This is a genomic window from Burkholderia sp. 9775_39, from assembly GCF_015712225.1.
GTDB classification, from domain to species: Bacteria; Pseudomonadota; Gammaproteobacteria; order Burkholderiales; family Burkholderiaceae; genus Burkholderia; species Burkholderia cenocepacia.
The window spans coordinates 195684-221373 of sequence record NZ_JACCQC010000007.1 but is presented as its reverse complement, the minus strand read 5'-3'; the positions used below and the strand labels follow the sequence as shown (position 1 = coordinate 221373).

22 protein-coding genes are annotated in these 25690 nt (G+C 64.9%); 20 read left to right on the top strand and 2 right to left on the bottom strand.

Annotated elements, in window-relative coordinates; translation table 11 throughout:
• Positions 1–64 precede the first annotated feature (64 nt).
• From H0X90_RS12350 to H0X90_RS12265, 18 genes are all read left to right on the top strand, one after another.
• Positions 65–1120, top strand: a complete 1056-nt coding sequence (locus H0X90_RS12350) for a branched-chain amino acid ABC transporter permease (protein ID WP_006496318.1) — start codon at positions 65–67, stop codon at positions 1118–1120.
• A 4-nt stretch (positions 1121–1124) separates the two neighbouring features.
• Complete coding sequence (locus tag H0X90_RS12345; RefSeq protein ID WP_077190304.1) at positions 1125–2909, top strand: ATP-binding cassette domain-containing protein; 1785 nt, start codon at positions 1125–1127, stop codon at positions 2907–2909.
• The gene (locus H0X90_RS12340) at positions 2909–3664 is read left to right on the top strand and encodes an ABC transporter ATP-binding protein (protein ID WP_034178373.1); all 756 of its coding nucleotides are present in this window, start codon (positions 2909–2911) and stop codon (positions 3662–3664) included. Before H0X90_RS12345 ends, H0X90_RS12340 begins: the two co-directional genes overlap by 1 nt.
• Positions 3665–4203: 539 nt before the next feature.
• Positions 4204–6174, top strand: a complete 1971-nt coding sequence (gene mnmG, locus H0X90_RS12335; RefSeq protein ID WP_006482726.1) for a tRNA uridine-5-carboxymethylaminomethyl(34) synthesis enzyme MnmG — start codon at positions 4204–4206, stop codon at positions 6172–6174.
• Positions 6171–6857 carry a 16S rRNA (guanine(527)-N(7))-methyltransferase RsmG gene (rsmG, locus tag H0X90_RS12330; RefSeq protein ID WP_012492241.1) on the top strand — a complete coding sequence of 229 codons (687 nt, stop codon included), beginning with the start codon at positions 6171–6173 and terminating at the stop codon, positions 6855–6857. The genes mnmG and rsmG overlap by 4 nt, the downstream gene beginning before the upstream one ends.
• Before the next feature lie 51 nt (positions 6858–6908).
• Positions 6909–7688, top strand: coding sequence for a ParA family protein (locus H0X90_RS12325; protein ID WP_006482737.1), 780 nt, complete (start codon positions 6909–6911; stop codon positions 7686–7688).
• 31 nt (positions 7689–7719) lie between these two features.
• Positions 7720–8613 (top strand): ParB/RepB/Spo0J family partition protein, encoded by an 894-nt coding sequence (locus H0X90_RS12320; protein ID WP_006482728.1) that lies wholly within the window; start codon positions 7720–7722, stop codon positions 8611–8613.
• Between the two features lie 10 nt (positions 8614–8623).
• Positions 8624–9754, top strand: coding sequence for an SLC13 family permease (locus tag H0X90_RS12315; protein WP_034201163.1), 1131 nt, complete (start codon positions 8624–8626; stop codon positions 9752–9754).
• Positions 9755–10322: 568 nt separating this feature from the next.
• The gene (locus H0X90_RS12310) at positions 10323–10847 is read left to right on the top strand and encodes an ATP synthase subunit I (protein ID WP_058902026.1); all 525 of its coding nucleotides are present in this window, start codon (positions 10323–10325) and stop codon (positions 10845–10847) included.
• 109 nt (positions 10848–10956) lie between these two features.
• Positions 10957–11808, top strand: coding sequence for a F0F1 ATP synthase subunit A (gene atpB, locus H0X90_RS12305; RefSeq protein ID WP_012492242.1), 852 nt, complete (start codon positions 10957–10959; stop codon positions 11806–11808).
• 75 nt (positions 11809–11883) lie between these two features.
• Positions 11884–12153 (top strand): F0F1 ATP synthase subunit C, encoded by a 270-nt coding sequence (atpE, locus tag H0X90_RS12300; protein WP_006482730.1) that lies wholly within the window; start codon positions 11884–11886, stop codon positions 12151–12153.
• A gap of 129 nt (positions 12154–12282) precedes the next feature.
• The gene (locus tag H0X90_RS12295) at positions 12283–12753 is read left to right on the top strand and encodes a F0F1 ATP synthase subunit B (RefSeq protein WP_006477283.1); all 471 of its coding nucleotides are present in this window, start codon (positions 12283–12285) and stop codon (positions 12751–12753) included.
• 2 nt (positions 12754–12755) lie between these two features.
• On the top strand, positions 12756–13295 hold the full coding sequence (locus H0X90_RS12290; RefSeq protein ID WP_006482713.1) for a F0F1 ATP synthase subunit delta: 540 nt from the start codon (positions 12756–12758) through the stop codon (positions 13293–13295).
• 44 nt (positions 13296–13339) lie between these two features.
• The gene (atpA, locus tag H0X90_RS12285; RefSeq protein ID WP_006482717.1) at positions 13340–14881 is read left to right on the top strand and encodes a F0F1 ATP synthase subunit alpha; all 1542 of its coding nucleotides are present in this window, start codon (positions 13340–13342) and stop codon (positions 14879–14881) included.
• Positions 14882–14949: 68 nt separating this feature from the next.
• Positions 14950–15825 (top strand): F0F1 ATP synthase subunit gamma, encoded by an 876-nt coding sequence (atpG, locus tag H0X90_RS12280; RefSeq protein WP_006482709.1) that lies wholly within the window; start codon positions 14950–14952, stop codon positions 15823–15825.
• A 66-nt stretch (positions 15826–15891) separates the two neighbouring features.
• Positions 15892–17286 (top strand): F0F1 ATP synthase subunit beta, encoded by a 1395-nt coding sequence (gene atpD, locus H0X90_RS12275; RefSeq protein ID WP_006482710.1) that lies wholly within the window; start codon positions 15892–15894, stop codon positions 17284–17286.
• A gap of 121 nt (positions 17287–17407) precedes the next feature.
• The gene (locus H0X90_RS12270; RefSeq protein WP_006477288.1) at positions 17408–17833 is read left to right on the top strand and encodes a F0F1 ATP synthase subunit epsilon; all 426 of its coding nucleotides are present in this window, start codon (positions 17408–17410) and stop codon (positions 17831–17833) included.
• Positions 17834–18115: 282 nt separating this feature from the next.
• Positions 18116–19843, top strand: coding sequence for an AMP-binding protein (locus tag H0X90_RS12265; protein ID WP_006491418.1), 1728 nt, complete (start codon positions 18116–18118; stop codon positions 19841–19843).
• A gap of 297 nt (positions 19844–20140) precedes the next feature.
• Here the strand turns inward: H0X90_RS12265 and H0X90_RS12260 are convergent, their stop codons facing one another.
• Both H0X90_RS12260 and H0X90_RS12255 read right to left on the bottom strand, forming a co-directional pair.
• Entirely contained in the window at positions 20141–20329 is a 189-nt protein-coding gene (locus tag H0X90_RS12260; RefSeq protein ID WP_154317707.1) for a hypothetical protein, read from the bottom strand.
• A gap of 248 nt (positions 20330–20577) precedes the next feature.
• Positions 20578–21390 carry a transporter substrate-binding domain-containing protein gene (locus H0X90_RS12255; RefSeq protein ID WP_006482715.1) on the bottom strand — a complete coding sequence of 271 codons (813 nt, stop codon included), beginning with the start codon at positions 21388–21390 and terminating at the stop codon, positions 20578–20580.
• A gap of 149 nt (positions 21391–21539) precedes the next feature.
• Between H0X90_RS12255 and hemE the strand changes: the two genes are divergently transcribed.
• Together hemE and H0X90_RS12245 are read left to right on the top strand one after the other, a co-directional pair.
• Positions 21540–22634, top strand: a complete 1095-nt coding sequence (gene hemE / locus H0X90_RS12250) for a uroporphyrinogen decarboxylase (protein WP_006482732.1) — start codon at positions 21540–21542, stop codon at positions 22632–22634.
• A gap of 451 nt (positions 22635–23085) precedes the next feature.
• Positions 23086–25347 (top strand): primosomal protein N', encoded by a 2262-nt coding sequence (locus H0X90_RS12245; protein WP_077190303.1) that lies wholly within the window; start codon positions 23086–23088, stop codon positions 25345–25347.
• The last annotated feature ends 343 nt before the right edge of the window (positions 25348–25690 follow it).

The following is a 25690-nucleotide window of genomic DNA, read 5'->3' as shown; positions in this document are numbered from 1 at the left end:
GCGCGCATCCCCGGCCGTTTCCGCTTTTCGTTTCTCCGCAGCCTTCTCTCGATACACGAAACGTATGGATCTCTCGATTGCGGCGATCCTCGCGCAAGACGGCATCACGACCGGCGCCATTTATGCATTGTTGTCGCTGGCGCTCGTCCTGGTGTTTTCCGTCACGCGGGTGATCTTCATTCCCCAGGGCGAGTTCGTCGCCTACGGTGCGCTGACGCTGGCCGCGTTGCAGGCGCAGAAATTCCCCGCCACCTGCTGGCTGCTGTTCGTGATGGGCATCGCGTGCTTCCTGCTCGAAGTCGGTGGCCTGATCCGGCATCGCGAACGCCGCCATCAGCTCGGCCGCACGCTCGCGACGCTCGCCAGCCGCTACATCCTGCTGCCGCTCGCGGTGTTCGCGATCACGCGCAGCTTTGCCGCGCAACCGATGCCGATGCTCGCGCAGATCGCACTGACGCTCGCGATCGTCGTGCCGATGGGGCCGTTCGTCTACCGGCTCGTGTACCAGCCGATCGCCGAAGGCACGACGCTGCTGCTGCTGATCGTGTCGGTCGCCGTCCATTTCGCGATGGTCGGTCTCGGCCTCGTGATGTTCGGCGCGGAAGGCTCGCGCACCAACGCGTTCTCGGACGCGTCGCTCGCGATCGGCAGCATGACGGTGTCGGTGCAGAGCATCCTCGTCGTCGTCACGGCGCTCGTGTTGATCGGTGCGCTCTACGTGTACTTCGGCCGCACGATCGCGGGCAAGGCGCTGCGCGCGACGTCGGTGAACCGGCTCGGGGCGCGGCTCGTCGGCATCGGCACCACCGAAGCGGGGCGGCTTGCATTCACGTTCGCGGCGGGGCTCGGCGTGCTGTCCGGGATCCTCGTCGGTCCGCTGACGACGATCTACTACGACTCGGGCTTCCTGATCGGCCTGAAGGGCTTCGTCGGCGCGATCATCGGCGGGCTCGTCAGCTATCCGCTCGCGGCCGCCGGCTCGCTGCTGGTCGGCGTGCTCGAATCCTATTCGTCGTTCTGGGCGAGCGCATACAAGGAGGTGATCGTGTTCACGCTGATCATTCCGGTGCTGCTGTGGCGGAGCTTCGTGACGCCGCATGCGGAAGAGGAAGAGGAGTGACGCGATGAAGACGATGGTACGCAACAAGACCTTCTGGGTGTTTCTCGTGGTGCTGTTCGCGCTGCCGGTGCTGCCCGGCGCGCTGCAGGTGCCCGAGTACTGGATCACGCTGCTGAACTACATCGGCCTGTATGCGATCGTCGCGATCGGGCTCGTGCTGCTGACGGGCGTCGGCGGGATGACGAGCTTCGGGCAGGCCGCGTTCGTCGGCATTGGCGCGTATGCGACCGCGTTCCTGACGACGCGGTACGGCGTGTCGCCGTGGCTCGCGCTGATCGTCGGCGTCGTGCTGACGGCGCTGGTCGCGCTCGTGCTGGGCGCCGTGACGATGCGGCTGTCCGGGCACTTCCTGCCGCTCGGCACGATCGCGTGGGGACTCGCGCTGTTCTACCTGTTCGGCAACCTCGAACTGCTCGGCAAGTACGACGGGATCAACGGGATTCCGGCGCTGAACCTGTTCGGCATCGAGCTCGAAAGCGGTCGCAGCCTGTATTTCCTGATCTGGGCCGTGGTGCTGGCCGCGATCGTGTCGGTGCAGAACCTGCTGAACAGCCGTCCGGGTCGCGCGATCCGCGCGCTGCGCGGCGGCGGCGTGATGGCCGAGGCGATGGGCGTGAACACCGCGTGGATGCGCGTCGTGATCTTCGTCTACGCGGCCGTGCTCGCTGCCGTATCGGGCTTTCTGTACGCGCATCTGCAGCGCGCGGTGAACCCGACTCCGTTCGGCCTGAACCACGGGATCGAATTCCTGTTCATGGCCGTGGTGGGCGGCGTGTCGCACGTGTGGGGCGCGGTGCTCGGCGCCGCGATCCTGACCGTGCTGCAGGACTATCTGCAGACACTGCTGCCGAAGCTGCTCGGTTCGGAAGGCAACTTCGAGATCATCGTGTTCGGCGTGCTGATGGTGCTGCTGCTGCAGTACGCGCGCCAGGGCGTATGGCCGTTCGTCGCGAAGCTGTTCCCGCGCGGGCCGCGCGCGCATGTGCCGGAGCAGGCCGACCCGCTGCCACAGCGCGCGAAGCCCGTGGCCGGCGAGCCGCTGCTCGTCGTCGACAACGCACGCAAGCAGTTCGGCGGGCTGGTGGCCGTCAACGACGTCAGCTTCGACGTGAAAGCGGGGCAGATCATCGGGCTGATCGGCCCGAACGGCGCAGGCAAGTCGACCACGTTCAACCTCGTGACCGGCGTGCTGAAGCCGACCGGCGGAGCGATCACGTTCCGTGGCGAACGCATCGACGGGCTGACGTCGCGTCAGATCGTCCGCCGCGGCATCGGCCGCACGTTCCAGCACGTGAAGCTGCTGCCGGCGATGACGGTGCTCGAGAACGTCGCGATCGGCGCCCATCTGCGTGGCCACACGGGCGTGTGGCGCAGCATCGCGCGGCTCAATGCGCACGAGGAAGCGCAGTTGCTGGCCGAAGCCGCGCACCAGATCCGCCGCGTCGGGCTGGAAAAGCACATGTACGACGAAGCGGGCAGCCTCGCGCTCGGCCAGCAGCGGATCCTCGAAATCGCGCGGGCGCTGTGCTGCGATCCGACGTTGCTGCTGCTCGACGAGCCGGCCGCCGGGCTGCGTTACCAGGAGAAGCAGCAACTCGCCGACCTGCTGCGGCGGCTGAGGGCCGAAGGGATGAGTGTGTTGCTCGTGGAACATGACATGGATTTCGTGATGAACCTCACCGACCGGCTGGTGGTGATGGAGTTCGGCACGCGGATCGCGGAAGGGCTGCCGCAGGATGTGCAGCAGGACCCGGCCGTACTCGAAGCGTATCTGGGCGGGGTGGAGTGATGACGGACACGACGATGCCGATTCTCGAAGTACGCGGATTGGCGGTGCGGTACGGAAAGGTGGAGGCGCTGCACGGCGCGGCCATCAAGGTCGGGGCGGGACAGATCGTCAGCGTGATCGGCCCGAACGGCGCCGGTAAGTCGACGCTGCTGAATGCGATCATGGGGGCGCTGCCGGTAACGGGGCACGCGTCCGGCGCGATCGTGTATCGCGGCAACGACGTCGGCGCATTGCCCGTCGAGCAGCGCGTCGCACGCGGGATGTGCCTCGTACCGGAGAAACGCGAGCTGTTCAGCACGATGACGGTCGAGGACAACCTCGTATTGGGCGCATATCGGCGCAAGCAGGCCGGGGAAGCGAACTTCCTCGATCAGCTCGATCACGTGTTCGCGCTGTTCCCGCGGCTGAAGGAGCGGCGCCGGCAGGCGGCCGGCACGCTGTCCGGTGGCGAGCGGCAGATGCTGGCGGTCGGCCGTGCGCTGATGGGCAAACCCGATCTGCTGATGCTCGACGAGCCGAGCCTCGGGCTGGCGCCGCTGATCGTGAAAGAGATCTTTCATATCATCAGCGCGTTGCGCGGCACCGGCGTGGCGACGCTGCTGATCGAGCAGAACGCACGGGCGGCGCTGCAGATCTCCGATTACGGTTATGTGCTGGAGACGGGCGAGTTTGCACTGGAAGGGCCGGCGGCCGAACTCGCGCAGAATCCGCGTGTGATCGAAACGTACCTCGGGCTGGCGAAGAAGACGGCTTGATTGTTGGCTCGGGGGGCGGGAAACGGACGGCGTGTTTCACGTGAAACACGCCGTTTTTGTTTTGGGGCTGGGCCGGGTTTCGATGCGTCGACGATTCTGGCCCGGCGGATAAGTCGCGCCGGAATAGTGGGAAGCTCTGTGCGGTGCTGCGCTTGCTTGTTCCACAGGCCGATGATGTGGCGCGCTTCAGTGGATAAGCATGGGGACGACCGACCGAAATGCTGTGTGGTGATGGGCGCAGGATGTCGGGTCTGGCGTGTTGCGCTGGTCCACAGGCATTGGCCAGTTAACGAGTTCCACACATGCTGACGCGACTATCAACCAGGTTTTGTGCACAGGCACGACGATGTGCGTTGAATCGCTCGTAGGCATCGCCGAAGTACGCCTACCAAGGCATTTCACCGGTCCTCAGCCAAAAATCGCCGAAATGCACAGACCCTACCATTCGGACGGCCTTCGGGTGAAAAGCGAACCCGCTATAATTCGGCCCATACATTTCTCTGATAGGTTCGTGCGCAGCTCTGCGTACGGAATCCACCATGCTTTTTCCCACAGAATTTGACGTCATCGTCGTCGGTGGCGGTCATGCCGGCACGGAAGCCGCGCTGGCGTCCGCCCGCATGGGCGCAAAGACACTGCTGCTGACCCACAACATCGAAACGCTTGGGCAGATGAGCTGCAATCCGTCGATCGGCGGCATTGGCAAGGGCCATCTGGTCAAGGAAGTCGACGCACTGGGCGGCGCAATGGCTGCCGCGACGGATGAAAGCGGTATTCAGTTCCGGATCCTCAATTCATCGAAGGGCCCGGCCGTACGCGCGACCCGCGCACAGGCGGATCGCATCCTGTACAAGGCCGCAATCCGCCATCGGCTCGAAAATCAGCCGAACCTATGGCTGTTCCAACAGGCCGTCGACGACCTGATGGTCGAAGGCGACCGCGTGGTCGGCGCCGTCACGCAGATCGGCATCCGCTTTCGCGCGCGCGCGGTCGTGCTGACGGCCGGTACGTTCCTCGACGGCAAGATCCACGTCGGCCTGAACAACTACACGGGCGGCCGCGCGGGTGATCCGGCGGCCGTGTCGCTGTCGTCGCGCCTGAAGGAGCTGAAGCTGCCGCAGGGCCGCCTGAAGACCGGTACGCCGCCGCGTATCGACGGGCGCACGATCGACTTCTCGAAGCTCGACGAGCAGCCGGGCGACCTCGATCCGATCCCCGTGTTCTCGTTCCTGGGCCGCGCGGAGCAGCATCCGCAGCAGCTGCCGTGCTGGGTCACGCATACGAACGAGCGCACGCACGACATCATTCGCGGCGGTCTCGACCGTTCGCCTATGTATACAGGCGTGATCGAAGGTGTCGGGCCGCGCTATTGCCCGTCGATCGAGGACAAGATCCACCGGTTTGCATCGAAGGAATCGCACCAGATCTTCCTGGAACCGGAAGGGCTGACGACCAACGAGTTCTACCCGAACGGGATCTCGACGAGCCTGCCGTTCGATGTCCAGCTCGAGCTCGTGCATTCGATGCGCGGCCTCGAGAACGCGCACATCCTGCGTCCCGGCTACGCGATCGAGTATGACTACTTCGACCCGCGCGCGCTGAAGGCGTCGCTCGAGACGAAGGCGATCAACGGGCTGTTTTTTGCGGGCCAGATCAACGGCACGACCGGCTACGAAGAGGCGGCCGCGCAGGGTCTGCTGGCCGGCCTCAATGCAGGCCGTTACGTGCAGGAGAAGGAGGCATGGTGCCCGCGGCGCGACCAGGCCTATCTGGGCGTGCTGGTCGACGATCTCGTTACGCGCGGTGTGGCCGAGCCGTACCGGATGTTCACGAGTCGCGCCGAGTATCGCCTGAGCCTGCGCGAAGATAATGCCGACATGCGCTTGACCGAAATCGGCCGCGAACTGGGGCTGGTCGACGACGCGCGCTGGGACGCCTTCAGCCGGAAACGCGACGCTGTTTCACGTGAAACCGAACGCCTGAAGTCGACCTGGGTCACGCCGAAGACGCTGCCGGCAGAAGAGGCGACCGCGTTGCTCGGCAAGGCGATCGATCACGAATACAGCCTCGCCGAGCTGCTGCGCCGCCCGGGTGTGAGCTACGACGGCGTATGCGGACTGAAGGGCGGCGAGTGCGGCCCCGCGGAGCCGCTGACGGACGATCCGGTGCTGCTCGAACAGATCAAGGAACAGGTCGAGATCGGCATCAAGTATCAGGGCTATATCGAGCGCCAGGCGTCCGAAATCGAGCGCAACGATGCGAACGAGAACACGCGCCTGCCGGACGGTATCGATTACCGTGAAGTCCGCGGCCTGTCGTTCGAGGTGAGCCAGAAGCTCAACGAGTTCCGGCCGGAAACGATCGGGCAAGCGTCGCGTATCTCGGGCGTCACGCCGGCGGCCATCTCGCTGCTGATGGTGCACCTGAAGCGGCGCGGCCTGGGCCGCCGCAACGGCACGGCCGCAGAGGCCGCGGAGCAGGGGGGCGGTACCGTCCCGACGCAACAATGACGGCGCGTCGCGCGCCGGCGGTTAATCGGGACGTACTGGAACAGATGCTCGTCGAAGGCACGGCGGCGCTCGACCTCACGCTGACGGATGCGCAACGCAACCAGCTGCTCGACTACGTCGCGCTGCTCGGCAAGTGGAACGCGGTCTACAACCTGACCGCGATCCGCGACCCGAAGCAGATGCTGATCCAGCACATCCTCGATTCGCTTTCCATCGTCCCGCATCTGCGTGGTCGTACGTCGGCGCGCGTGCTCGACGTCGGCTCGGGCGGCGGGCTGCCCGGTATCGTGCTGGCGATCGTCGAGCCGGGCTGGCAGGTCACGCTGAACGATATCGTGCAGAAGAAGTCTGCCTTCCAGACGCAGATGCGCGCGGAGCTGAAGCTGGTGAACCTGTCGGTGGTCACCGGGCGGGTCGAATCGCTGCAGCCGGGTGTCGAAGTGCCGGAAAAATTCGACATGATCGTATCCCGCGCTTTCGCGGATCTATCCGACTTCGTTAAACTTGCTCGACATCTGGTCGCGCCGGGTGGTTCGATCTGGGCGATGAAGGGCGTTCACCCGGACGACGAGATTGCGCGGTTGCCGGAAGGCAGCCACGTCAAGCAGACGATCCGGCTGGCGGTGCCGATGCTCGATGCGGAGCGGCATCTGTTCGAAGTGGCCGTCGACGACGCGAATTGAAGGCGCGCGGTAGCGCGCCGTTTGTTTGAAGGTAAAGGGAACACACCAACGATGGCAAAGATCTTCTGCGTTGCGAACCAGAAGGGGGGCGTCGGCAAGACGACGACATCGGTCAATCTCGCCGCAAGCCTTGCAGCGCAGGAGCAACGAGTCCTGTTGATCGATCTCGACCCGCAGGGCAACGCGACGATGGGCAGCGGGATCGACAAGGCCGCCTGCGAAGCGACCGTGTACGAAGTGCTGGTCGATGGCGTGTCGGTGACCGACGCGCGCGTGCGTCCGGAAGGCGTCACCTACGACGTGCTTCCCGCGAACCGCGAGCTGTCCGGCGCCGAGATCGAGCTGATCAGCATCGACAATCGCGAGCGCCGGCTGAAGGCCGCGCTCGAGCGCGTGGCCGACGACTACGATTTCGTGCTGATCGATTGCCCGCCGACGCTGTCGCTGCTGACGCTGAACGGCCTGTGCGCGGCGCACGGCGTCGTGATCCCGATGCAGTGCGAGTACTTCGCGCTGGAAGGGCTGTCGGACCTCGTCAATACGATCAAGCAGGTCCACGCGAACATGAATCGCGACCTGAAGATCATCGGCCTGCTGCGCGTGATGTTCGATCCGCGCATCACGCTGCAGCAGCAAGTCTCCGATCAACTGAAAGCGCACTTCGGCGACAAGGTGTTCGACGCGGTGATTCCGCGCAACGTGCGTCTGGCGGAAGCGCCGAGTTACGGGTTGCCGGGCGTCGTGTTCGATCGCAGCTCGCGCGGTGCGCAGGCGTATATCCAGTTCGGTGCCGAGATGATCGAACGCGTGCGCGCGTTCGAGGTGTCGTGATCCGGACATGAGCGAAGCGAGGAAGAAAGACATGAACGCGGTACCAAAGAAGAAGGGCTTGGGACGTGGCCTCGAAGCGCTGCTCGGCGGCAGTGCCGATATCACCGAAGCGGTGAAGATCGAAGGCGCACCGAACACGCTCGCGCTCGGCAAGCTGCAAGCCGGCAAGTACCAGCCGCGTACGCGGATGGACGAAGGCAGCCTGCAGGAGCTCGCGGCCAGCATTCGCGCGCAGGGCGTGATGCAGCCGATCCTGGTACGGCCTATTTCGTCAGACAAATACGAGATCATCGCGGGCGAGCGGCGTTTCCGCGCGGCGCGCCTGGCCGGCCTCGATGAAGTGCCGGTGCTCGTGAAGGACGTATCCGATCAGGCCGCCGCCGCGATGGCGCTGATCGAGAACATCCAGCGCGAGGACCTGAATCCGCTCGAAGAGGCGCACGGCATCCAGCGCCTGCTCGACGAGTTCGGTTTCACGCACGAACAGGCGGCCGAATCGGTCGGCCGTTCGCGCAGCGCGGTGTCGAACCTGCTGCGCCTGCTGAACCTCGCGTCACCCGTGCAGACGATGCTGCTGGCCGGCGATCTCGACATGGGGCACGCACGCGCGCTGCTCGCGGTCGATGCGGCCACGCAGATCACGCTCGCGCATCAGGTGGTCAACAAGCGCATGTCGGTGCGCGAGACCGAGAAGCTCGTCGCACATACGACGAAGGAAGCGCCGGCCGTGAAGGCGCGCGCGAAGGACGACGGCGGCCGCGATACACGTCGTCTCGAAGAGGAGTTGTCAGACCTGCTCGCGTCGACGGTGAAGATCAAGCTGGGCCGCCGCGGGCGCGGGCAGGTGCTGATCGACTTCGGCAACCTCGACGCGCTCGAGGGCATTCTCGCGCGCCTGCGCGGCAACGTCGCGACCGAAGAGTAACGGGCAACCCATGGAGCAAACGGGCGCACCGGCGCCGCGCCGGTGGCTCGGCTGGCTCGCGCAGGAACCGGTACTGTCGGTGCTGGCGCTTGGCCTGATCGTGCTGCAATGGGTGCGTCCGCAACCATTTTCGGTACTGGCCGACCGCGTCGACTGGCAGACGGTCGCGACGCTCGCGGGCCTGCTGATGCTGACCAAGGCGCTCGAGTTGTCCGGCTGCCTGATGTGGCTCGCGCATCGCATCGTGCATCACGTGCATTCCGAGCGAGGGCTCGCGATGCTGCTTGTCGGCTTCGCCGCCGTGCTGTCGATGTGGCTCACCAACGACGTCGCGCTGTTCGTCGTCGTACCGTTGATGGTGTCGCTGCGCGCGCTGACACCGCTGCCGTTCCGGCGGCTCGTGATCGTCGTCGCGCTGGCCGTCAACGCCGGGTCCGTCGCGACCCCGCTCGGCAATCCCCAGAATCTGTTCCTGTGGCAATTGAGCGGCGTGTCGTTCGGCCGTTTCGTGGTCACGCTCGGGCCGCTCGCGCTCGCGCTGATGGCGCTGCTGCTCGTGCTGACCGCATTGATGTTTCGCGCGAAGCCGCTCGACCTGTCCGGCGACGCCGCGTCCTTTCCCGTCCAACGCATGCACGCGTTGATCGCGGCGGTGCTGTTCGCCGCGTTCGTGCTGCTCGCCGATGCGCACCATCCGCTGCCCGGCCTCGTCGGTGTCGCGATCGTGCTGCTCGCCGTCAAACGTGACGCAGTCCTGAAGATCGACTGGCTGCTGCTGCTGATCTTCGTGCTGATGTTCGTCGTGTTGCGCAGCGCGGCTGCGCTGCCCGTCGTGCACGATGCGGTCGCGCATGCGCAACTCGATTCGCCGCTGCGCGTCTACGCCGCCGGCGCGGCGCTGTCGCAGGTGATCAGCAACGTGCCGGCCGCGATTCTGCTGTCGGAGTTCACGCACGACTGGCGCGCGCTGGCATTCGGCGTATCGGTCGGCGGCTTCGGTTTCGCGATCGGCTCGCTCGCGAACCTGATCGCGGTGCGTCTCGCGAAGGAGCCGCGCATGTGGCTGCCGTTCCACCTCGTTTCGATTCCGTTCGCGCTGGTGAGCGCGGCGCTCGGCGCGTGGTTGCTCATGCACGGTTGAGCGAGGCCGATGCGCGCCGCACAGGTGTGCCGTTCGGGCGGCGGACGGGGCGCACAGCGTCCGCAGTGATCAAGGATTGTTGATAAGTGCTGCGGCCCACAGTCGAACTTCTGTGGCGGCGCGACAACTGATTGGACGAATCGATGCGCGAGCAACCGGTCGAGTTTCTCGCGCCGGCGCGATGGCTTGATTGCGGCGTCTTGCGTGTTCCGGCGTGTCGCGCCGAGTCGTTCCCGACGACTCCATGGCAGCGGATGCCCGGCGGCGATCGCGCCGCTTCCTGCTGGCCCGCAGCGGGCGTCGTTTCCCCGTCATTTCCGCCGTCACCGGACTTTTTCGCACAAGAAATACCGGTGCAAAAAACCGACCTTACAACTGTCATCGTACGTCGTCGAATCGGGTGTTTTTTCACATCATGAGGCGTCGTTTTATGCAGGTTTTTGTCGCGTCTAAAGCCTTGAATCACTTGCAACTATCGCTTACAATCGCCCGGATTTGTTAGCTAGGCACCCCTGAAAGCTTTCAGAAAGCTTGGGGCCGGGTTCAAGGATTTCAGCGGAAGATTGCGATGGCGGGTCAGGCGCCGGACGACAGGCACGATGATCAGCGCACGCAACGCACCGCTTCGGCGGCCGGCGCGCAGCGTGAATCCGACGATGACTGGGATGTCGAGCAGCAAGATAACAACATCGTTCCGCTTACACGGGCAGAGGCCGAAAGGCTGTTCGGTCCGAACGTGAGCAAGCCCTCGCGCGTGACCCCCTACAAGGTGGTGTTCGCGCAAGTGGTCCTGTCCCTGGTTGCAACGCTGGCGTGGTGGCTGTTTTCGAAGTCGCCGGGCGCCGCTGCGCAATCCGCGTTTCTGGGCGGAGCGATCGGCTGGGTGCCCAGTGCGGTATTCGTGGCACGACTGAAGGCAGGTGGCTCGGCCACCGTGATGAGCTGGGTGATGGGCGAAGCCCTGAAACTCGCTCTGACGATCGGGATGTTCACCGCGGTGGCGTTCGGCTGGGCCGGCGTGCACTGGGTGCCGTTCCTCGTCACGTACCTCGTCGTGCTGAAGACGTACTGGATCGCGCTGGCCTGGCGGTAAGGAACAAGCAGCGTGCGGTTTCGACAACGAACCGCACCGGCCCGTTCCCGCAATAGCGTGTTGCGGAACGGGCAAAACGATTTTCGACAATTTGGGTGGCATTAACGATATGGCAGCTAGCGAAGGCACGCGCGGTCCGGATCCGTCCGAGTACATTGCGCACCACTTGCAGAATTTCTCCACCTCGCATCAGACGTCGATTTTCGACATTCACGTCTGGAATCTCGACACGCTGTTCTGGTCGATCGTATGCGGCATCGTGACGATCGTCCTGCTGCGTCTGGCCGCCCGCAAGGCGACGTCGGGCGTGCCGGGCCGTTTCCAGTGCGCGATCGAGATGCTCGTCGAAATGGTCGAAGACCAGTCGAAGGCCATCGTCCACGGCAATCGCACCTTCATCGCGCCGCTCGCCCTCACGGTGTTCGTGTGGGTTGCGCTGATGAACTCCCTCGACTTCCTCCCGGTTGACCTGCCGGGCCGCGTGATCGGCCTGCTCGGTCTGTCGGACGTGATTTCCCACCATCGCATCGTCCCGACGGCCGACCTGAACGGCACGCTCGGCATCGCGCTCGGCGTGTTCGTCCTGATGATCTACTACAGCATCAAGATCAAGGGCGCGGGCGGCTTCGTGCACGAGCTGCTGTCGGCACCGTTCGGCGCGCACCCGCTGCTGTGGATCCCGAACCTCGCGCTCAACATTGTCGAATATCTCGCGAAGACCGTCTCGCTCGGTATGCGGCTGTTCGGCAACATGTACGCGGGTGAGCTGTTGTTCCTGTTGATCGCCCTGCTCGGCAGCATGTGGAGCTTCGGTGGCGACGCAACGTTCCTCGGCTTCGTTGGTCATGTGATCGCGGGTAGCGTCTGGGCAATCTTCCACATCCTGATTGTTCTGTTGCAGGCATTCATTTTCATGATGCTGACGCTGGTGTATCTCGGCCAGGCGCACGACAAGCACTAAGCGCGGCGTGCAAGAAAGAGTTTCCGTTTTAGTTTTTTAAATCTCAGTTCCAAGTCTTTTCACAAAGGAGTGATCATGCAAGCTTACATCGCCAACATCCAGGGTCTGACCGCCATCGGTATCGGCATCATCATCGGCCTGGGTGCAATCGGCGCCTGTATCGGTATCGCGCTGATGGGTGGCAAGTACATCGAAGCCTGCGCACGTCAGCCGGAACTCATCAACCCGCTGCAAACGAAGATGTTCCTGCTGGCTGGTCTGATCGACGCTGCATTCCTGATCGGCGTTGGTGTCGCAATGCTGTTCGCGTTCGCGAACCCGCTCCTGTCGAAGCTCGCAGGCTAAGGTTCCTCGGAAATATGCGTCCGGCGTGAGCCGGCGCAGGGCGGAACGGAGACTTGGGGCGCTGATCGAATGCAACTCGATGAGCGCCTTACCGTTTCATTTTTCCGGAATAGCAGATAAGGAAACACCGTGAATCTCAACGCAACTCTGTTTGCGCAAATGGTCGTGTTCCTGGTCCTCGCGTGGTTCACGATGAAATTCGTGTGGCCGCCGTTGATCAACGCCCTCGACGAACGTTCGAAGAAGATCGCCGACGGCCTCGCCGCCGCGGAGAAGGGCAAGGCGGAACTCGACGCAGCGCACAAGCGCGTGGACCAGGAACTCGCGCAGGCCCGCAACGACGGCCAGCAGCGCATCGCCGACGCTGAAAAGCGTGCCCAGGCGGTCGCCGAGGAAATCAAGGCCAACGCCCAGGCTGAAGCCGCCCGCATCGTCGCCCAGGCGAAGGCGGAAGCAGAACAGCAAATCGTGAAGGCGCGCGAAGCGCTGCGTGGCGAAGTCGCCGCGCTGGCCGTGAAGGGCGCCGAGCAGATCCTGAAGCGCGAAGTCGATCAAACGGCCCACGCCCAACTGCTGAATCAACTGAAAGCCGAGCTCTGATCATGGCCGAACTTGCAACCATCGCCCGCCCTTACGCAGAAGCGCTGTTCCGCGTGGCCGAGGGCGGTGACATCGCCGCCTGGTCCACGCTCGTGCAAGAGCTGGCCCAGGTTGCGCGTCTGCCGGAAGTGCTGTCGGTCGCGTCGAGCCCGAAGGTGACGCGCACGCAAGTAGCCGAGTTGCTGCTTGCTGCGGCCAAGTCGCCGCTCGCGGCCGGCGCCGAAGCGAAGAACTTCGTGCAGATGCTGGTCGACAATCATCGCATCGCGCTGCTGCCGGAAATTGCCGAGCAGTTCGAGGCGCTCAAGAACGAACGTGAAGGCGCAGCCGACGCCGAGATCGTGAGCGCGTTCCCGCTGAACGGCGCGGATCTCGACAGTCTCGTCTCGGGCCTCGAACGCAAGTTCAAGCGCAAGCTGAAACCGACGGTCGAAGTCGATTCGTCGCTGATCGGCGGCGTGCGCGTGACGGTCGGCGACGAAGTGCTCGACACCTCGGTTCGCGCGCGCCTCGCATCGATGCAGGCTGCCTTGACCGCCTGAGCGCCACGCCGGCACGCAACAGAATTGACTATCAGGAGCGAATAATGCAACTCAATCCCTCTGAGATCAGCGAGCTGATCAAGAGCCGGATCCAGGGCCTTGAAGCGAGCGCAGACGTTCGCAACCAGGGCACCGTGATCTCCGTGACCGACGGTATCGTGCGTATCCACGGCCTGTCGGACGTGATGCAGGGCGAAATGCTCGAGTTTCCGGGCAACACGTTCGGTCTCGCGCTGAACCTCGAGCGCGACTCGGTCGGCGCGGTGATTCTCGGCGAATACGAACACATCTCGGAAGGCGACATCGTCAAGACGACGGGCCGCATTCTCGAAGTCCCGGTGGGTCCGGAACTCGTCGGCCGCGTGGTCGACGCGCTCGGCAACCCGATCGACGGCAAGGGCCCGGTCAACGCGAAGCTGACCGACGCGATCGAAAAGATCGCCCCGGGCGTGATCTGGCGCAAGTCGGTGTCGCAGCCGGTGCAGACGGGCATCAAGTCGATCGACGCGATGGTGCCGATCGGCCGTGGCCAGCGTGAGCTGATCATCGGCGACCGTCAGTGCGGCAAGACCGCGGTGGCGCTCGACGCGATCATCAACCAGAAGGGCAAGGACCTGATCTGTATCTACGTCGCGATCGGCCAGAAGGCTTCGTCGATCATGAACGTGGTTCGCAAGCTCGAAGAAACGGGCGCGATGGAATACACGATCGTCGTCGCCGCTTCGGCATCGGATTCGGCTGCCATGCAGTACCTGGCGCCGTACGCCGGCTGCACGATGGGCGAATACTTCCGCGACCGTGGCCAAGACGCGCTGATCATCTATGACGACTTGACCAAGCAGGCTTGGGCATACCGTCAGATCTCGCTGCTGCTGCGCCGTCCGCCGGGCCGTGAAGCGTACCCGGGCGACGTGTTCTATCTGCACTCGCGTCTGCTGGAGCGTGCGGCTCGCGTGTCGGAAGAGTACGTCGAGAAGTTCACGAACGGCGAAGTGAAGGGCAAGAGCGGTTCGCTGACGGCACTGCCGGTCATCGAAACGCAGGCTGGCGACGTGACCGCGTTCGTTCCGACGAACGTGATCTCGATTACCGACGGCCAGATCTTCCTGGAAACCGACCTGTTCAACGCAGGCATCCGCCCGGCAATCAACGCCGGCGTGTCGGTGTCGCGCGTCGGTGGCGCTGCTCAGACGAAGGTCGTGAAGAAGCTGTCGGGCGGTATCCGTACCGACCTCGCGCAGTACCGTGAACTGGCCGCATTCGCGCAGTTCGCATCGGACCTCGACGAAGCGACCCGCAAGCAGCTCGAGCGCGGCCGCCGCGTGACGGAACTGCTGAAGCAGCCGCAGTACCAGCCGCTGCAGGTCTGGGAACTGGCCGTGTCGCTGTACGCCGCGAACAACGGCTACCTCGACGACCTCGACGTCAAGCAAGTGCTGTCGTTCGAGAAGGGCCTGCGCGACAACCTGAAGACCAGCCACGCTGACCTCATCAAGCGCATCGAAGACACCAAGGATCTCTCGAAGGACGACGAAGGCGCACTGCGCTCGGCGATCGAAGCCTTCAAGAAGTCCGGTGCCTATTGATCCGCGAGTGACACACTGAGGCCGCGCGGGTGCCGAGCACCCGCGCCGCTTCGGTCAAGGAGCAAGCTATGGCTGGAATGAAGGAAATTCGCGGCAAGATCAAGAGCGTGCAGAACACGCGCAAGATCACGAAGGCGATGGAGATGGTGGCTGCATCGAAGATGCGTCGCGCGCAGGAACGCATGCGCGCCGCTCGTCCGTATGCGGACAAGGTCCGTGCCATCGCCGCGCACATGAGCCGTGCGAACCCCGAGTACCGTCACCCGTTCATGGTGGCGAACGACGGCGCGCAGACGGCCGGCATCATCCTCGTCACGACGGACAAGGGTCTGTGCGGTGGTCTGAACACCAACGTGCTGCGTGCGACGGTGCAGAAGTTCAAGGAGCTGGAAGAGAAGGGCCAGAAGGTCGAAGCCACCGCGATCGGCGGCAAGGGCCTCGGGTTCCTGAACCGCTTCGGCGCGAAGGTGATGTCGCAGGTCGTGCACCTCGGCGACACCCCGCACCTGGACAAGCTGATCGGCGCCGTGAAGACGCAGCTCGATCTGTACTCGGAAGGCAAGCTGTCGGCGGTTTATATCGCTTACACGCGCTTCGTCAACACGATGAAGCAGGAAGCCGTGATCGAGCAGCTGCTGCCGCTGTCGTCGGACCACTTCGAAGCCGATGACGGTACGCCGGCGACGTCGTGGGACTACATCTATGAGCCGGACGCGCAGGCAGTCGTCGACGAACTGCTCGTGCGTTACGTCGAGGCGCTGGTGTACCAGGCCGTCGCGGAAAACATGGCGTCCGAGCAATCGGCGCGCATGGTCGCGATGAAGGCCGCGTCCGACAACGCGAAGACGGTGATCAGCGAACTGCAGCTCGTGTACAACAAGAGCCGTCAGGCCGCGATCACGAAAGAACTGTCGGAGATCGTCGGCGGCGCAGCCGCTGTTTAAGCGCGCGCCCGGGACGACAACTGCGCCTTTGCGCGAGTAAAGAATCAGGTATTTAAAGGAAAAGCGATGAGTACTGCTGCTTTGGTAGAAGGCAAGATCGTACAGTGCATCGGCGCCGTTATCGACGTGGAATTCCCGCGCGACAGCATGCCGAAGATCTACGACGCGCTCATTCTCGATGGCTCGGAACTGACGCTCGAAGTCCAGCAGCAGCTGGGTGACGGCGTGGTCCGTACCATTTGTCTGGGTGCATCCGACGGCCTGCGCCGCGGCCTGACCGTGAAGAACACGGCGAAGCCGATCTCGGTGCCGGTCGGCAAGCCGACCCTCGGCCGAATCATGGACGTGCTCGGCCGTCCGATCGACGAAGCCGGCCCGATCGACAGCGACGTGACGCGTTCGATCCACCAGAAGGCACCGGCGTTCGACGAACTGTCGCCGTCGACCGAACTGCTCGAAACGGGTATCAAGGTCATCGACCTGATCTGCCCGTTCGCAAAGGGCGGCAAGGTTGGCCTGTTCGGTGGTGCAGGCGTGGGCAAGACCGTCAACATGATGGAGCTCATCAACAACATCGCGAAGGAACACGGCGGTTACTCCGTGTTCGCGGGCGTGGGCGAGCGTACCCGTGAAGGGAACGACTTCTACCACGAAATGAAGGACTCGAACGTTCTCGACAAGGTCGCGCTGGTGTACGGCCAGATGAACGAGCCGCCGGGCAACCGTCTGCGCGTCGCGCTGACCGGCCTGACGATGGCCGAGCACTTCCGTGACGAAGGCCTCGACGTGCTGTTCTTCGTCGACAACATCTACCGTTTCACGCTGGCCGGTACCGAAGTGTCGGCACTGCTCGGCCGTATGCCGTCGGCAGTGGGCTATCAGCCGACGCTGGCTGAAGAAATGGGCAAGCTGCAAGAGCGCATCACGTCGACCAAGAAGGGCTCGATTACGTCGGTCCAGGCCGTGTACGTCCCTGCGGACGACTTGACCGACCCGTCGCCGGCGACGACCTTCGGCCACCTGGACGCAACCGTCGTTCTGTCGCGTGACATCGCTTCGCTGGGTATCTACCCGGCGGTCGACCCGCTCGACTCGACGTCGCGCCAGATCGACCCGAACGTGATCGGTGAAGAGCACTACTCGATCACCCGTCGCGTTCAGCAGACGCTGCAGCGCTACAAGGAACTGCGCGACATCATCGCGATTCTGGGCATGGACGAACTGTCGCCGGAAGACAAGCTGTCGGTCGCCCGTGCGCGTAAGATCCAGCGTTTCCTGTCGCAGCCGTTCCACGTCGCTGAAGTGTTCACGGGCTCGCCGGGCAAGTACGTGCCGCTGAAGGAAACGATCCGTGGCTTCAAGATGATCGTCGACGGCGAGTGCGACCACCTGCCGGAACAGGCGTTCTACATGGTCGGCACGATCGACGAAGCCTTCGAAAAGGCCAAGAAGATCCAGTAAGGGCTTGAGTGAGTCGCAAGCCGGCGAGCGCCGGCCGGAGCAATGAGTCAGTGATGACTTGTATTCCGGCCGCCTGCGCCGGCCGCAATACGCTCAACCCGTGGATGAGATTGGAGTCGATATGGCAACCATCAAAGTAGACGTCGTCAGCGCGGAAGAGCAGATCTTCTCGGGCGAGGCGAAATTCGTCGCGCTGCCGGGCGAAACGGGTGAGCTGGGCATTCTGCCGGGTCACACGCCGCTCATTACCCGGATTCGTCCGGGTGCGGTGCGCATCGAGGTCGAGGGCGGCAACGACGAATTCGTGTTCGTCGCGGGCGGCATTCTCGAAGTGCAGCCGGGCGCCGTGACGGTGCTCGCCGATACCGCGATCCGCGGCAAGGACCTCGACGCGGCGAAAGCCGAGGAAGCGCGCAAGCGTGCCGAGGAAACGCTGCAGAACGCGAAGTCGGATCTCGACCTCGCGAAAGCGCAATCCGAGCTCGCGACCGCGATGGCGCAGCTCGAGGCGATCCAGCGTCTGGCGAAGATCCGCAGCCGGCACTGAGCCGCGCCGCGTATCCCGCGAAAGAAAGCAGCCTTCGGGCTGCTTTTTTTTCGTCTGGGCTTCGTCCACGCTTCCTCCGTGTTTCGCCCGCATTTCGTCTGCGTTTTTCGGGCCGGATCATTGCGTCCGATCGTGCTATTTCATCCGTCCGCCGCGATTTGATGTCAGAGTACCGTCAGCGGAGCGCGGCATCATCCGCGGTGAGGCCGCCCGTCGCGAGCGTTGCGGCGGAGGCGCGCAGCACGCGCGCGGGCCGATCAGACCCAAAGGACGGAGACATTCATGGCAGCAGACCTTGGCGTGGGCGCGCTGATCGCGCCCGAGAACGGCTTGTCGTACGTGCGTGGTGCAACCGACGTGCCGCTATCCGAAGCGACGATCGGCCGGTTCCTGCTCGACACGGCCGGCCGCTTTCCCGACCGCCCGGCCGTCGTGTTCCGCGAGCAGCAGGTGCGCTGGACCTGGCGCGAGTTCGCGAACGAGATCGACGTGCTGGCGGCAGGGCTCGCCGCGCTCGGGATCGTGAAGGGCGACTGCGTCGGCATCTGGTCGCCGAACCGCAGCGAATGGCTGCTCACGCAGTTCGCGACCGCGCGGATCGGCGCGGTGCTCGTCAACATCAATCCGGCCTACCGGCTGTCGGAACTCGAATACGCGCTGAACAAGGTCGGCTGCAAGGCCGTGATCGCAGCCGAGCGCTTCAAGAGTTCCGCGTACGTCGAGATGCTGCAGACCATCGCGCCGGAGCTCGCGACCGCGACGCCGGGCGACCTGCATGCGGCGCGCGTGCCGAGCCTGCGCACGATCGTGTCGATGGGCGAGGTGGCGCCTGCCGGCATGTTCCGCTTCGCGGACGTGATGGCGCGTGGCCGCCGGGCCGTCGATCCGGCGCTGCTCGATGCGATCGGCGCGACGCTCTCGGCCAACGATCCGATCAACATCCAGTTCACGAGCGGCACGACCGGCAGCCCGAAGGGCGCGACGCTCACGCACCGCAACGTCGTCAACAACGCGCGCTCGATCGCGATGGCGATGCGTTTCACCGAACAGGATTCGCTCTGCATCCCGGTGCCGCTCTATCACTGCTTCGGGATGGTGCTGGCCGTGCTCGCGTGCGTGTCGAAGGGCGCCGCGATGGTATTCCCCGGCGAAGCGTTCGATCCGGTCGCGACGCTCGCGGCGGTGGCCGAAGAACGTTGCACCGCGCTGCATGGCGTGCCGACGATGTTCATCGCCGAGCTCGACCATCCGGAATTCGCGAAATTCGACCTGTCGACGCTGCGCACCGGGATCATGGCCGGCTCGCCGTGCCCGATCGAGACGATGAAGCGCGTCGTGTCGCAGATGCACCTTTCTGAAATCACGATCGCGTACGGGATGACGGAGACGAGCCCCGTGTCGTTCCAGAGCTCGACCGACGATCCGCTGGAGAAGCGCACGACGACGGTCGGCCGCATCCAGCCGCATCTCGAAGTGAAGATCGTCGATCCGAGCGGCGACATCGTGCCGGTCGGCGCGACGGGCGAGCTGTGCACGAAGGGCTATTCGGTGATGCTCGGCTACTGGGACGACGACGCGAAGACGCGCGAGGTGCTGGTCGACGGCTGGATGCATACCGGCGACCTCGCGACGCTCGATGCGGACGGTTACTGCAACATCGTCGGCCGCCTGAAGGACATGGTGATTCGCGGCGGCGAGAACGTCTATCCGCGCGAGATCGAGGAATTCCTGTTCCGGCATCCGAAGATCCAGAGCGCGCAGGTGTTCGGCGTGCCCGATGCGAAGTACGGCGAGGAGCTGTGCGCGTGGATCGTGCTGCGCGCGGACGAGCAGATGACCGAGGACGACGTGCGCGCGTTCTGCAACGGGCAGATCGCGCACTACAAGATCCCGCGCTATATCCGCTTCGTCGACGAGCTGCCGATGACGGTGACGGGCAAGGTGCAGAAGTTCGTGATGCGCGACCGGATGATCGAGGAGCTGAAGCTCGACGTGCAGAAGACCGCTTGAAGCGGGACGATGCCGGAAAATGCGGGAAAAACGTGGCGGCCTGTGCAGGCCGTTACGTTTTCGATGGACGAAAAAAAGCGGGCTTATTAGCCCGCTAAAAACCACACGCTACGGGGTTAGCGCGAGGAGACCAAAGATGAAACCGAGTCCGGCGGGGGGCCGGAAACGACTCCAACAGGGATGCCCCCCGGAAGGGCTTCGGTACGTGACCGACTGGCTCGCAGCGCTTCGCGTCCGCTCACACTTGGCACACGAGACCGCATCCGTGTTGAAACCGTTGAGGCCATTGTGGGCGAATTAATGACCCGTCGCGGTAACAAAGTGTTTCAGGTTGTAACGCCCGCCAGATAAGGCTTTCCGGGATTTTTTGCTGTTTTCGGGGTCCTGAAAAAGGTCATTTTTACCCATATTTTCCATCGCGTTTTCAGGGTGTGCGCGCGATGCGTTTTTCACGCGTATCGGGCGCGATGAATTGCCGATTTTCACGCGAGAAAGTGCACGGCGCGACCGATACCGCGCATGACGATTCATTCGTCAGAAAGATTTTGAAACGTGATCGGAATGCGCGGAAGTCGGCCGTTCGGCCAATCGGCGGGTTTTGAGCCGATGGCGAAGGGCGGCGGCGCGAACGGAAGGTGTAACGGCGGCCGGGCGGCCGCCGCTTCCGGCGAGATGTCGGCACCCCGGCGGCCGCGGGGTCGGTGCCCGTTATCGGCCGCCGCGGCGCGGGCCGCCTACTTCAGCCACTTGTCCGAAATGGCCTGGTACTCGCCGGTCGAGCGCGCGAGATGCAGCCACTGGTCGACGTACTGCTGGAACACGACGTCGCCGCGCGGCACCATGTACGCCTTCTCGCCGAACTGGAACGGCTTGTCCGGATGCACCGAGCACAGGCCCGGATTCAGCTTTTGCTGCAGCAGCGTCTCGGACGCATCCGTCACCATCACGTCGGCCTTGCCCGCGAGGATCTGCTTGAAGATCGTCACGTTGTCCGGATAGACGGTCAGGTTCGCGTGCGTGAAGAACTGCTTCGCGAACCGCTCGTTGGTGCCACCCGGATTGACGATCACACGGGTTTCGGGCCGGTCGATCTGCGCGACGGTCTGGTATTTGTCGGCATCCGCGCAGCGCACGATCGGCGTCTTGCCGTCGACCACGTACGGCTGCGTGAAGAACACGCGCTTCTGGCGCTCGAGCGTCGTCGACACGCCGCCCACCGCGATGTCGCATTTCGCGACGAAGTCGTTGGTGAGGTTCGACCAGCTCGTCTTCACGTAGTCGGTCTTCACGCCGAGCGATTTCGCGAGCGATTCGGCCATGTCGATGTCGATGCCCTCGAAGCGGCCGTCCGCGCGATAGTACGAATACGGCTTGTAGTCGCCCGTCGTGCACACGCGCAGCGCGCCGCGCGCGAGCACGTCGTCGAGCCGCGAGCCGGCGGTAGCGGCGCTCGCAGGCGCCGCAGTGGCCGTACTCTGCGCGTGCGCGGCGGCGCAGCAAAACGCGGCGGCAGCAGCGAGCGTGGCAAGCGTGGCGAATGTCTTCATCGGTCTCCTCCTTCGTTCGGTTCGATATGAGCGTCCGATCATAACGGAGCCATCGCGCGCGTCATATGGCCGCCATCGCATCGGCATGCGCGGTCCGAGCGCGGCTGTCCGGTAAAATGCCGCTTTGCCTTCGCATCGTCGCTCCTACCGTGGCCCATAACCTGCTCAACGACACCTTCCTGCGTGCGCTTCTGCGCGAGCCGACCGACTACACGCCGATCTGGCTGATGCGCCAGGCCGGCCGCTACCTGCCCGAATACAACGCGACGCGCGCGCGCGCCGGCAGCTTCCTCGGCCTCGCAAAGAATCCCGACTACGCGACCGAGGTGACGCTGCAGCCGCTCGAGCGCTTCCCGCTCGACGCCGCGATCCTGTTCTCGGACATCCTGACGATTCCCGACGCGATGGGGCTCGGCCTCGACTTCCAGGTCGGCGAAGGGCCGAAGTTCGCGCATCCGGTGCGCACCGAGGCCGACGTCGCGAAGCTCGCGGTGCCGGACATCGAGGCGACGCTCGGCTACGTGACGGGCGCCGTGCGCGAGATTCGCCGCGCGCTCACCGACGCTCAGGGCCGTCAGCGCGTGCCGCTGATCGGCTTTTCGGGCAGCCCGTGGACGCTCGCGTGCTACATGGTCGAAGGCGGCGGCTCGGACGATTTCCGCACGGTGAAGTCGATGGCGTATTCGCGCCCGGATCTGATGCACCGGATCCTCGACGTGAACGCGCAGGCGGTGGCCGCGTACCTGAACGCGCAGATCGAAGCGGGCGCGCAGGCCGTGATGATCTTCGATACGTGGGGCGGCGCGCTGGCCGACGGCGCGTATCAGCGCTTCTCGCTCGACTATATCCGCCGCGTGGTGTCGCAGCTCAAGCGCGAGCACGATGGCGAGCGCGTGCCGGTGATCACGTTCACGAAGGGCGGCGGGCTGTGGCTCGAGGAGATCGCGGCGACCGGCGTCGACGCGGTCGGGCTCGACTGGACGGTCAACCTCGGCGCCGCGCGTGAGCGCGTCGCGGGGCGCGTGGCGTTGCAGGGCAACCTCGACCCGACGATCCTGTTCGCGCCGCCGGCCGCGGTGCGCGAACAGGCGCGCGCGGTGCTCGACAGCTACGGCAACCATCCGGGCCACGTGTTCAACCTCGGGCACGGCATTTCGCAATTCACGTCGCCCGATCACGTCGCCGAACTTGTCGACGAAGTGCATACCCACAGCCGCGCGATCCGTAGCGGAGCAGCGGGCTGAACGCAAGCGCTGTCATGCTGCACTGCAGGATGACAGCGTTTCGTTGCTGAAACTAAACAGGGCGCAACCCCGCTCCCGCTGCCGATTCGGTGCTTGTCAAGACTTGACTTATACACATTTTCCACGTTGCAGCGCGGTAGAGCCCCGTATCGGTCAATTTGTCTCGCTATGGTTCGGTAATTTGAATAGCAGCCTTATGGAATAAGGCTTCGCGGGGCACCGCAGCAAGCAGCGAAAAACAGCGCAAAGCACGGCCCCGCGCGCGTTGCGGCCGTTGAGAGGCGAGTTCTCAACAAAGTTATCCACAGGCTGGGCAGGGTATACGGCGATTCCTAATGCGAATCCAAAACTTAGCGCCGAATCTGAAGTTTTACTTTAAGTTCGCCGTCGCGATGCGGGCGCGGATGCAAGCCGTCCGTACTTCGCGTGCTGCTGCCGCCGGAGCGCCGCAATGAGCGGCACCTACCTGCGCGTCGCGCTCGATCATCCGCTCGCCACGCTGTTCGACTACCGCTGCGACGCGCAGCCGGCGCCGGTGCCCGGGACGCTCGTGCAGGTGCCGTTCGGCAAGCGGCAGGCCGTCGGCCTCGTCTGCGAAGTCACCACTCACACCGATGTGCCGCCGTCGCGGTTGCGCGCGGTCGACGCGATCTGCGCCGACCTGCCGCCGCTGTCGCCGGACTGGCTCGCGCTCGTGTCGTTCGCCGCCGATTACTATCAGCGCGGGCGCGGCGAGGTCGCGTTGCCGGCGCTGCCGCAGGCGTTGCGCGACGCCGGGCGCTGGGGGCGGCTGCTCGCGCCGGAAGTGCGCTACCAGCCGACCGAAGCCGGCCGCGCGGCGCTGCCCGACGCGTTGCCCGCGCGCGGCGCCGCGCTGCGCCGGCTCGCGCAGGCACTCGTCGACACCGGCTCGCTGACGCTGCCCGACGCGCGCGCGCTCCATCCGAAGGCGGCCGCGACACTCGACGACTGGGCGGCGCGCGGCTGGGTCGACGTCGAGGAGATCGGCTGGGCCGATACGCCTGTGGCCAAACCTGTGGATAACCTGTCGACAAACGGTGGACGAACTGTGCCGCCGGCGTTGACGGACCAGCAGGCCGAGGCGCTGGACGCGATCCGCGCGGCGCACGGTTTCGCGCCGTTCCTGCTGCACGGCGTGACGGGCAGCGGCAAGACCGAGGTCTATCTGCATGCGCTCGCGTCGCTGCTCGACGCGCGGCCGGACGCGCAGGCGCTCGTGCTCGTGCCCGAAATCAACCTGACGCCGCAGTTCGAGGCCGCGTTTCGCGCGCGCTTCGCGGGTGCGCTCGCCGACGACGCGATCGTCACGCTGCACAGCGGGCTCGCCGAAGGCGAACGGGCGCGCAACTGGCTCGCCGCGCACACCGGCCGCGCGCGGATCGTGCTCGGCACGCGGCTCGCGGTGCTCGCGTCGATGCCGACGCTCGCACTGATCGTCGTCGACGAGGAGCACGAGCCGGCGTACAAGCAGCAGGAAGGACTGCGCTATTCGGCGCGCGACCTGGCCGTGTGGCGCGCGAAGCAGCTCGGCATCACGGTCGTGCTCGGCTCGGCGACGCCGTCGCTCGAAAGCTGGTGGCAGGCCGAGCAGGGCCGCTACACGCGTCTCACGCTGTCGCGCCGCGCGGTGGCCGACGCGACGCTGCCGACCGTGCGGCTGATCGATCTCGAGGAGGAGCGGCGGCGCGGGCGCGCGTCGATGGGCGGGCTGTCCGGGCCGCTCGTCGCGGCGCTGAAGGCGCGGCTCGAACGCGGCGAACAGAGCCTCGTGTTCCTGAACCGGCGCGGTTACGCGCCGCAGCTCGCGTGCGACGCGTGCGGCTGGGTGGCCGGTTGCCCGCGCTGCAGCGCGTACGTCGTGCTGCACAAGCCCGAGCACGCACTGCGCTGCCATCACTGCGGCTGGGAAGCGCGCATTCCGCGCTCGTGCCCCGAGTGCGGGAACGTCGACATCGCGCCGCTCGGGCGCGGCACGCAGCGCATCGAGGAGGCGCTTGCCGAAGCGGTGCCGGGCGCGCGGATCCTGCGGATCGATGCGGACAGCACGCGCCGTAAGGGCAGCGCGCAGGCGCTTTTTTCCGACGTGCACGCGGGCGAGGTCGACATCCTGGTCGGCACGCAGATGATCGCGAAAGGGCACGACTTCCAGCGCGTGTCGCTCGTCGGCGTGCTCAATGCCGACACCGCGCTGTTCTCGCACGACTTTCGCGCGAGCGAGCGGCTGTTCGCGCAGCTGATGCAGGTGAGCGGCCGCGCGGGGCGCGCCGGGCTGCCGGGCGAGGTGATGGTGCAGACGCGCTACCCGCGTCACGCGCTGTATCACGCGCTCGGGCGGCAGGACTACGTGGGCTTCGCGAATTCGACGCTCGCCGAGCGGCGCGACGCGCACCTGCCGCCGTTCGTCTACCAGGCGCTGCTGCGCGCCGAAGGGCGCACGCTCGACGCGGCGCTCGCGTTCCTGCTGCAGGCCGCGGCCGCGTTGGCGGGGCTGCCCGGCGCGGATCGCGTGACCGTCTACGACGCGGTGCCGATGACGATCGTCAAGGTCGCGAACGTCCATCGCGCGCAATTGCTGCTCGAAAGCGCGTCGCGGGCGGCGCTGCAGCATGCGCTGCGTGCATGGCAGCCGGCGCTGCGCGCGCTGAAGGGCGTGCTGCGGTGGAGCGTCGAGGTCGATCCGCTGGATATCTGAGCGGCGCCCGCGCGGCCCCTGCCGCCGCGCGTTGCCGAATGCCGCGAAGCCCCGGCCGCCGGGCGCGCCGAACCGTCTCCCGTTGCTTGCCCGCCGCCGGCATCGGTCCGCGTCACACCATGCAGTGCAACCGGTTTTCGGCCGCTTGCGCGCATACGGAAGGTTGCACGCGCGTGTCGAACCGGCCCGATCAGGGAAAACACCGATCCTCCGACCACGGGCAACCCCTAGGTTGCAACCGCATAAGTGACTGATTATATTGACTAACTTATGGGTGCAACCTATCTCGCAATTTGGTTGCACCTTTTTATTGCGTGCCGTAGGATTTCGCGCATCCTCTTAC

What these genes read in the sequence shown, in the direction of transcription:
- H0X90_RS12340 (WP_034178373.1), top strand. Translation starts at nt 2,909, where the DNA reads ATGACGGACACGACGATGCCGATTCTCGAAGTACGCGGATTGGCGGTG.
- H0X90_RS12325 (WP_006482737.1), top strand. Translation starts at nt 6,909, where the DNA reads ATGGCAAAGATCTTCTGCGTTGCGAACCAGAAGGGGGGCGTCGGCAAG.
- H0X90_RS12255 (WP_006482715.1), bottom strand. Translation starts at nt 21,390, where the DNA reads ATGAAGACATTCGCCACGCTTGCCACGCTCGCTGCTGCCGCCGCGTTT.
- H0X90_RS12345 (WP_077190304.1), top strand. Translation starts at nt 1,125, where the DNA reads ATGAAGACGATGGTACGCAACAAGACCTTCTGGGTGTTTCTCGTGGTG.
- H0X90_RS12245 (WP_077190303.1), top strand. Translation starts at nt 23,086, where the DNA reads ATGAGCGGCACCTACCTGCGCGTCGCGCTCGATCATCCGCTCGCCACG.
- H0X90_RS12290 (WP_006482713.1), top strand. Translation starts at nt 12,756, where the DNA reads ATGGCCGAACTTGCAACCATCGCCCGCCCTTACGCAGAAGCGCTGTTC.
- H0X90_RS12310 (WP_058902026.1), top strand. Translation starts at nt 10,323, where the DNA reads ATGGCGGGTCAGGCGCCGGACGACAGGCACGATGATCAGCGCACGCAA.
- H0X90_RS12315 (WP_034201163.1), top strand. Translation starts at nt 8,624, where the DNA reads ATGGAGCAAACGGGCGCACCGGCGCCGCGCCGGTGGCTCGGCTGGCTC.
- atpA (WP_006482717.1), top strand. Translation starts at nt 13,340, where the DNA reads ATGCAACTCAATCCCTCTGAGATCAGCGAGCTGATCAAGAGCCGGATC.
- atpD (WP_006482710.1), top strand. Translation starts at nt 15,892, where the DNA reads ATGAGTACTGCTGCTTTGGTAGAAGGCAAGATCGTACAGTGCATCGGC.
- H0X90_RS12265 (WP_006491418.1), top strand. Translation starts at nt 18,116, where the DNA reads ATGGCAGCAGACCTTGGCGTGGGCGCGCTGATCGCGCCCGAGAACGGC.
- atpE (WP_006482730.1), top strand. Translation starts at nt 11,884, where the DNA reads ATGCAAGCTTACATCGCCAACATCCAGGGTCTGACCGCCATCGGTATC.
- rsmG (WP_012492241.1), top strand. Translation starts at nt 6,171, where the DNA reads ATGACGGCGCGTCGCGCGCCGGCGGTTAATCGGGACGTACTGGAACAG.
- mnmG (WP_006482726.1), top strand. Translation starts at nt 4,204, where the DNA reads ATGCTTTTTCCCACAGAATTTGACGTCATCGTCGTCGGTGGCGGTCAT.
- H0X90_RS12320 (WP_006482728.1), top strand. Translation starts at nt 7,720, where the DNA reads ATGAACGCGGTACCAAAGAAGAAGGGCTTGGGACGTGGCCTCGAAGCG.
- atpB (WP_012492242.1), top strand. Translation starts at nt 10,957, where the DNA reads ATGGCAGCTAGCGAAGGCACGCGCGGTCCGGATCCGTCCGAGTACATT.
- atpG (WP_006482709.1), top strand. Translation starts at nt 14,950, where the DNA reads ATGGCTGGAATGAAGGAAATTCGCGGCAAGATCAAGAGCGTGCAGAAC.
- H0X90_RS12350 (WP_006496318.1), top strand. Translation starts at nt 65, where the DNA reads ATGGATCTCTCGATTGCGGCGATCCTCGCGCAAGACGGCATCACGACC.
- H0X90_RS12270 (WP_006477288.1), top strand. Translation starts at nt 17,408, where the DNA reads ATGGCAACCATCAAAGTAGACGTCGTCAGCGCGGAAGAGCAGATCTTC.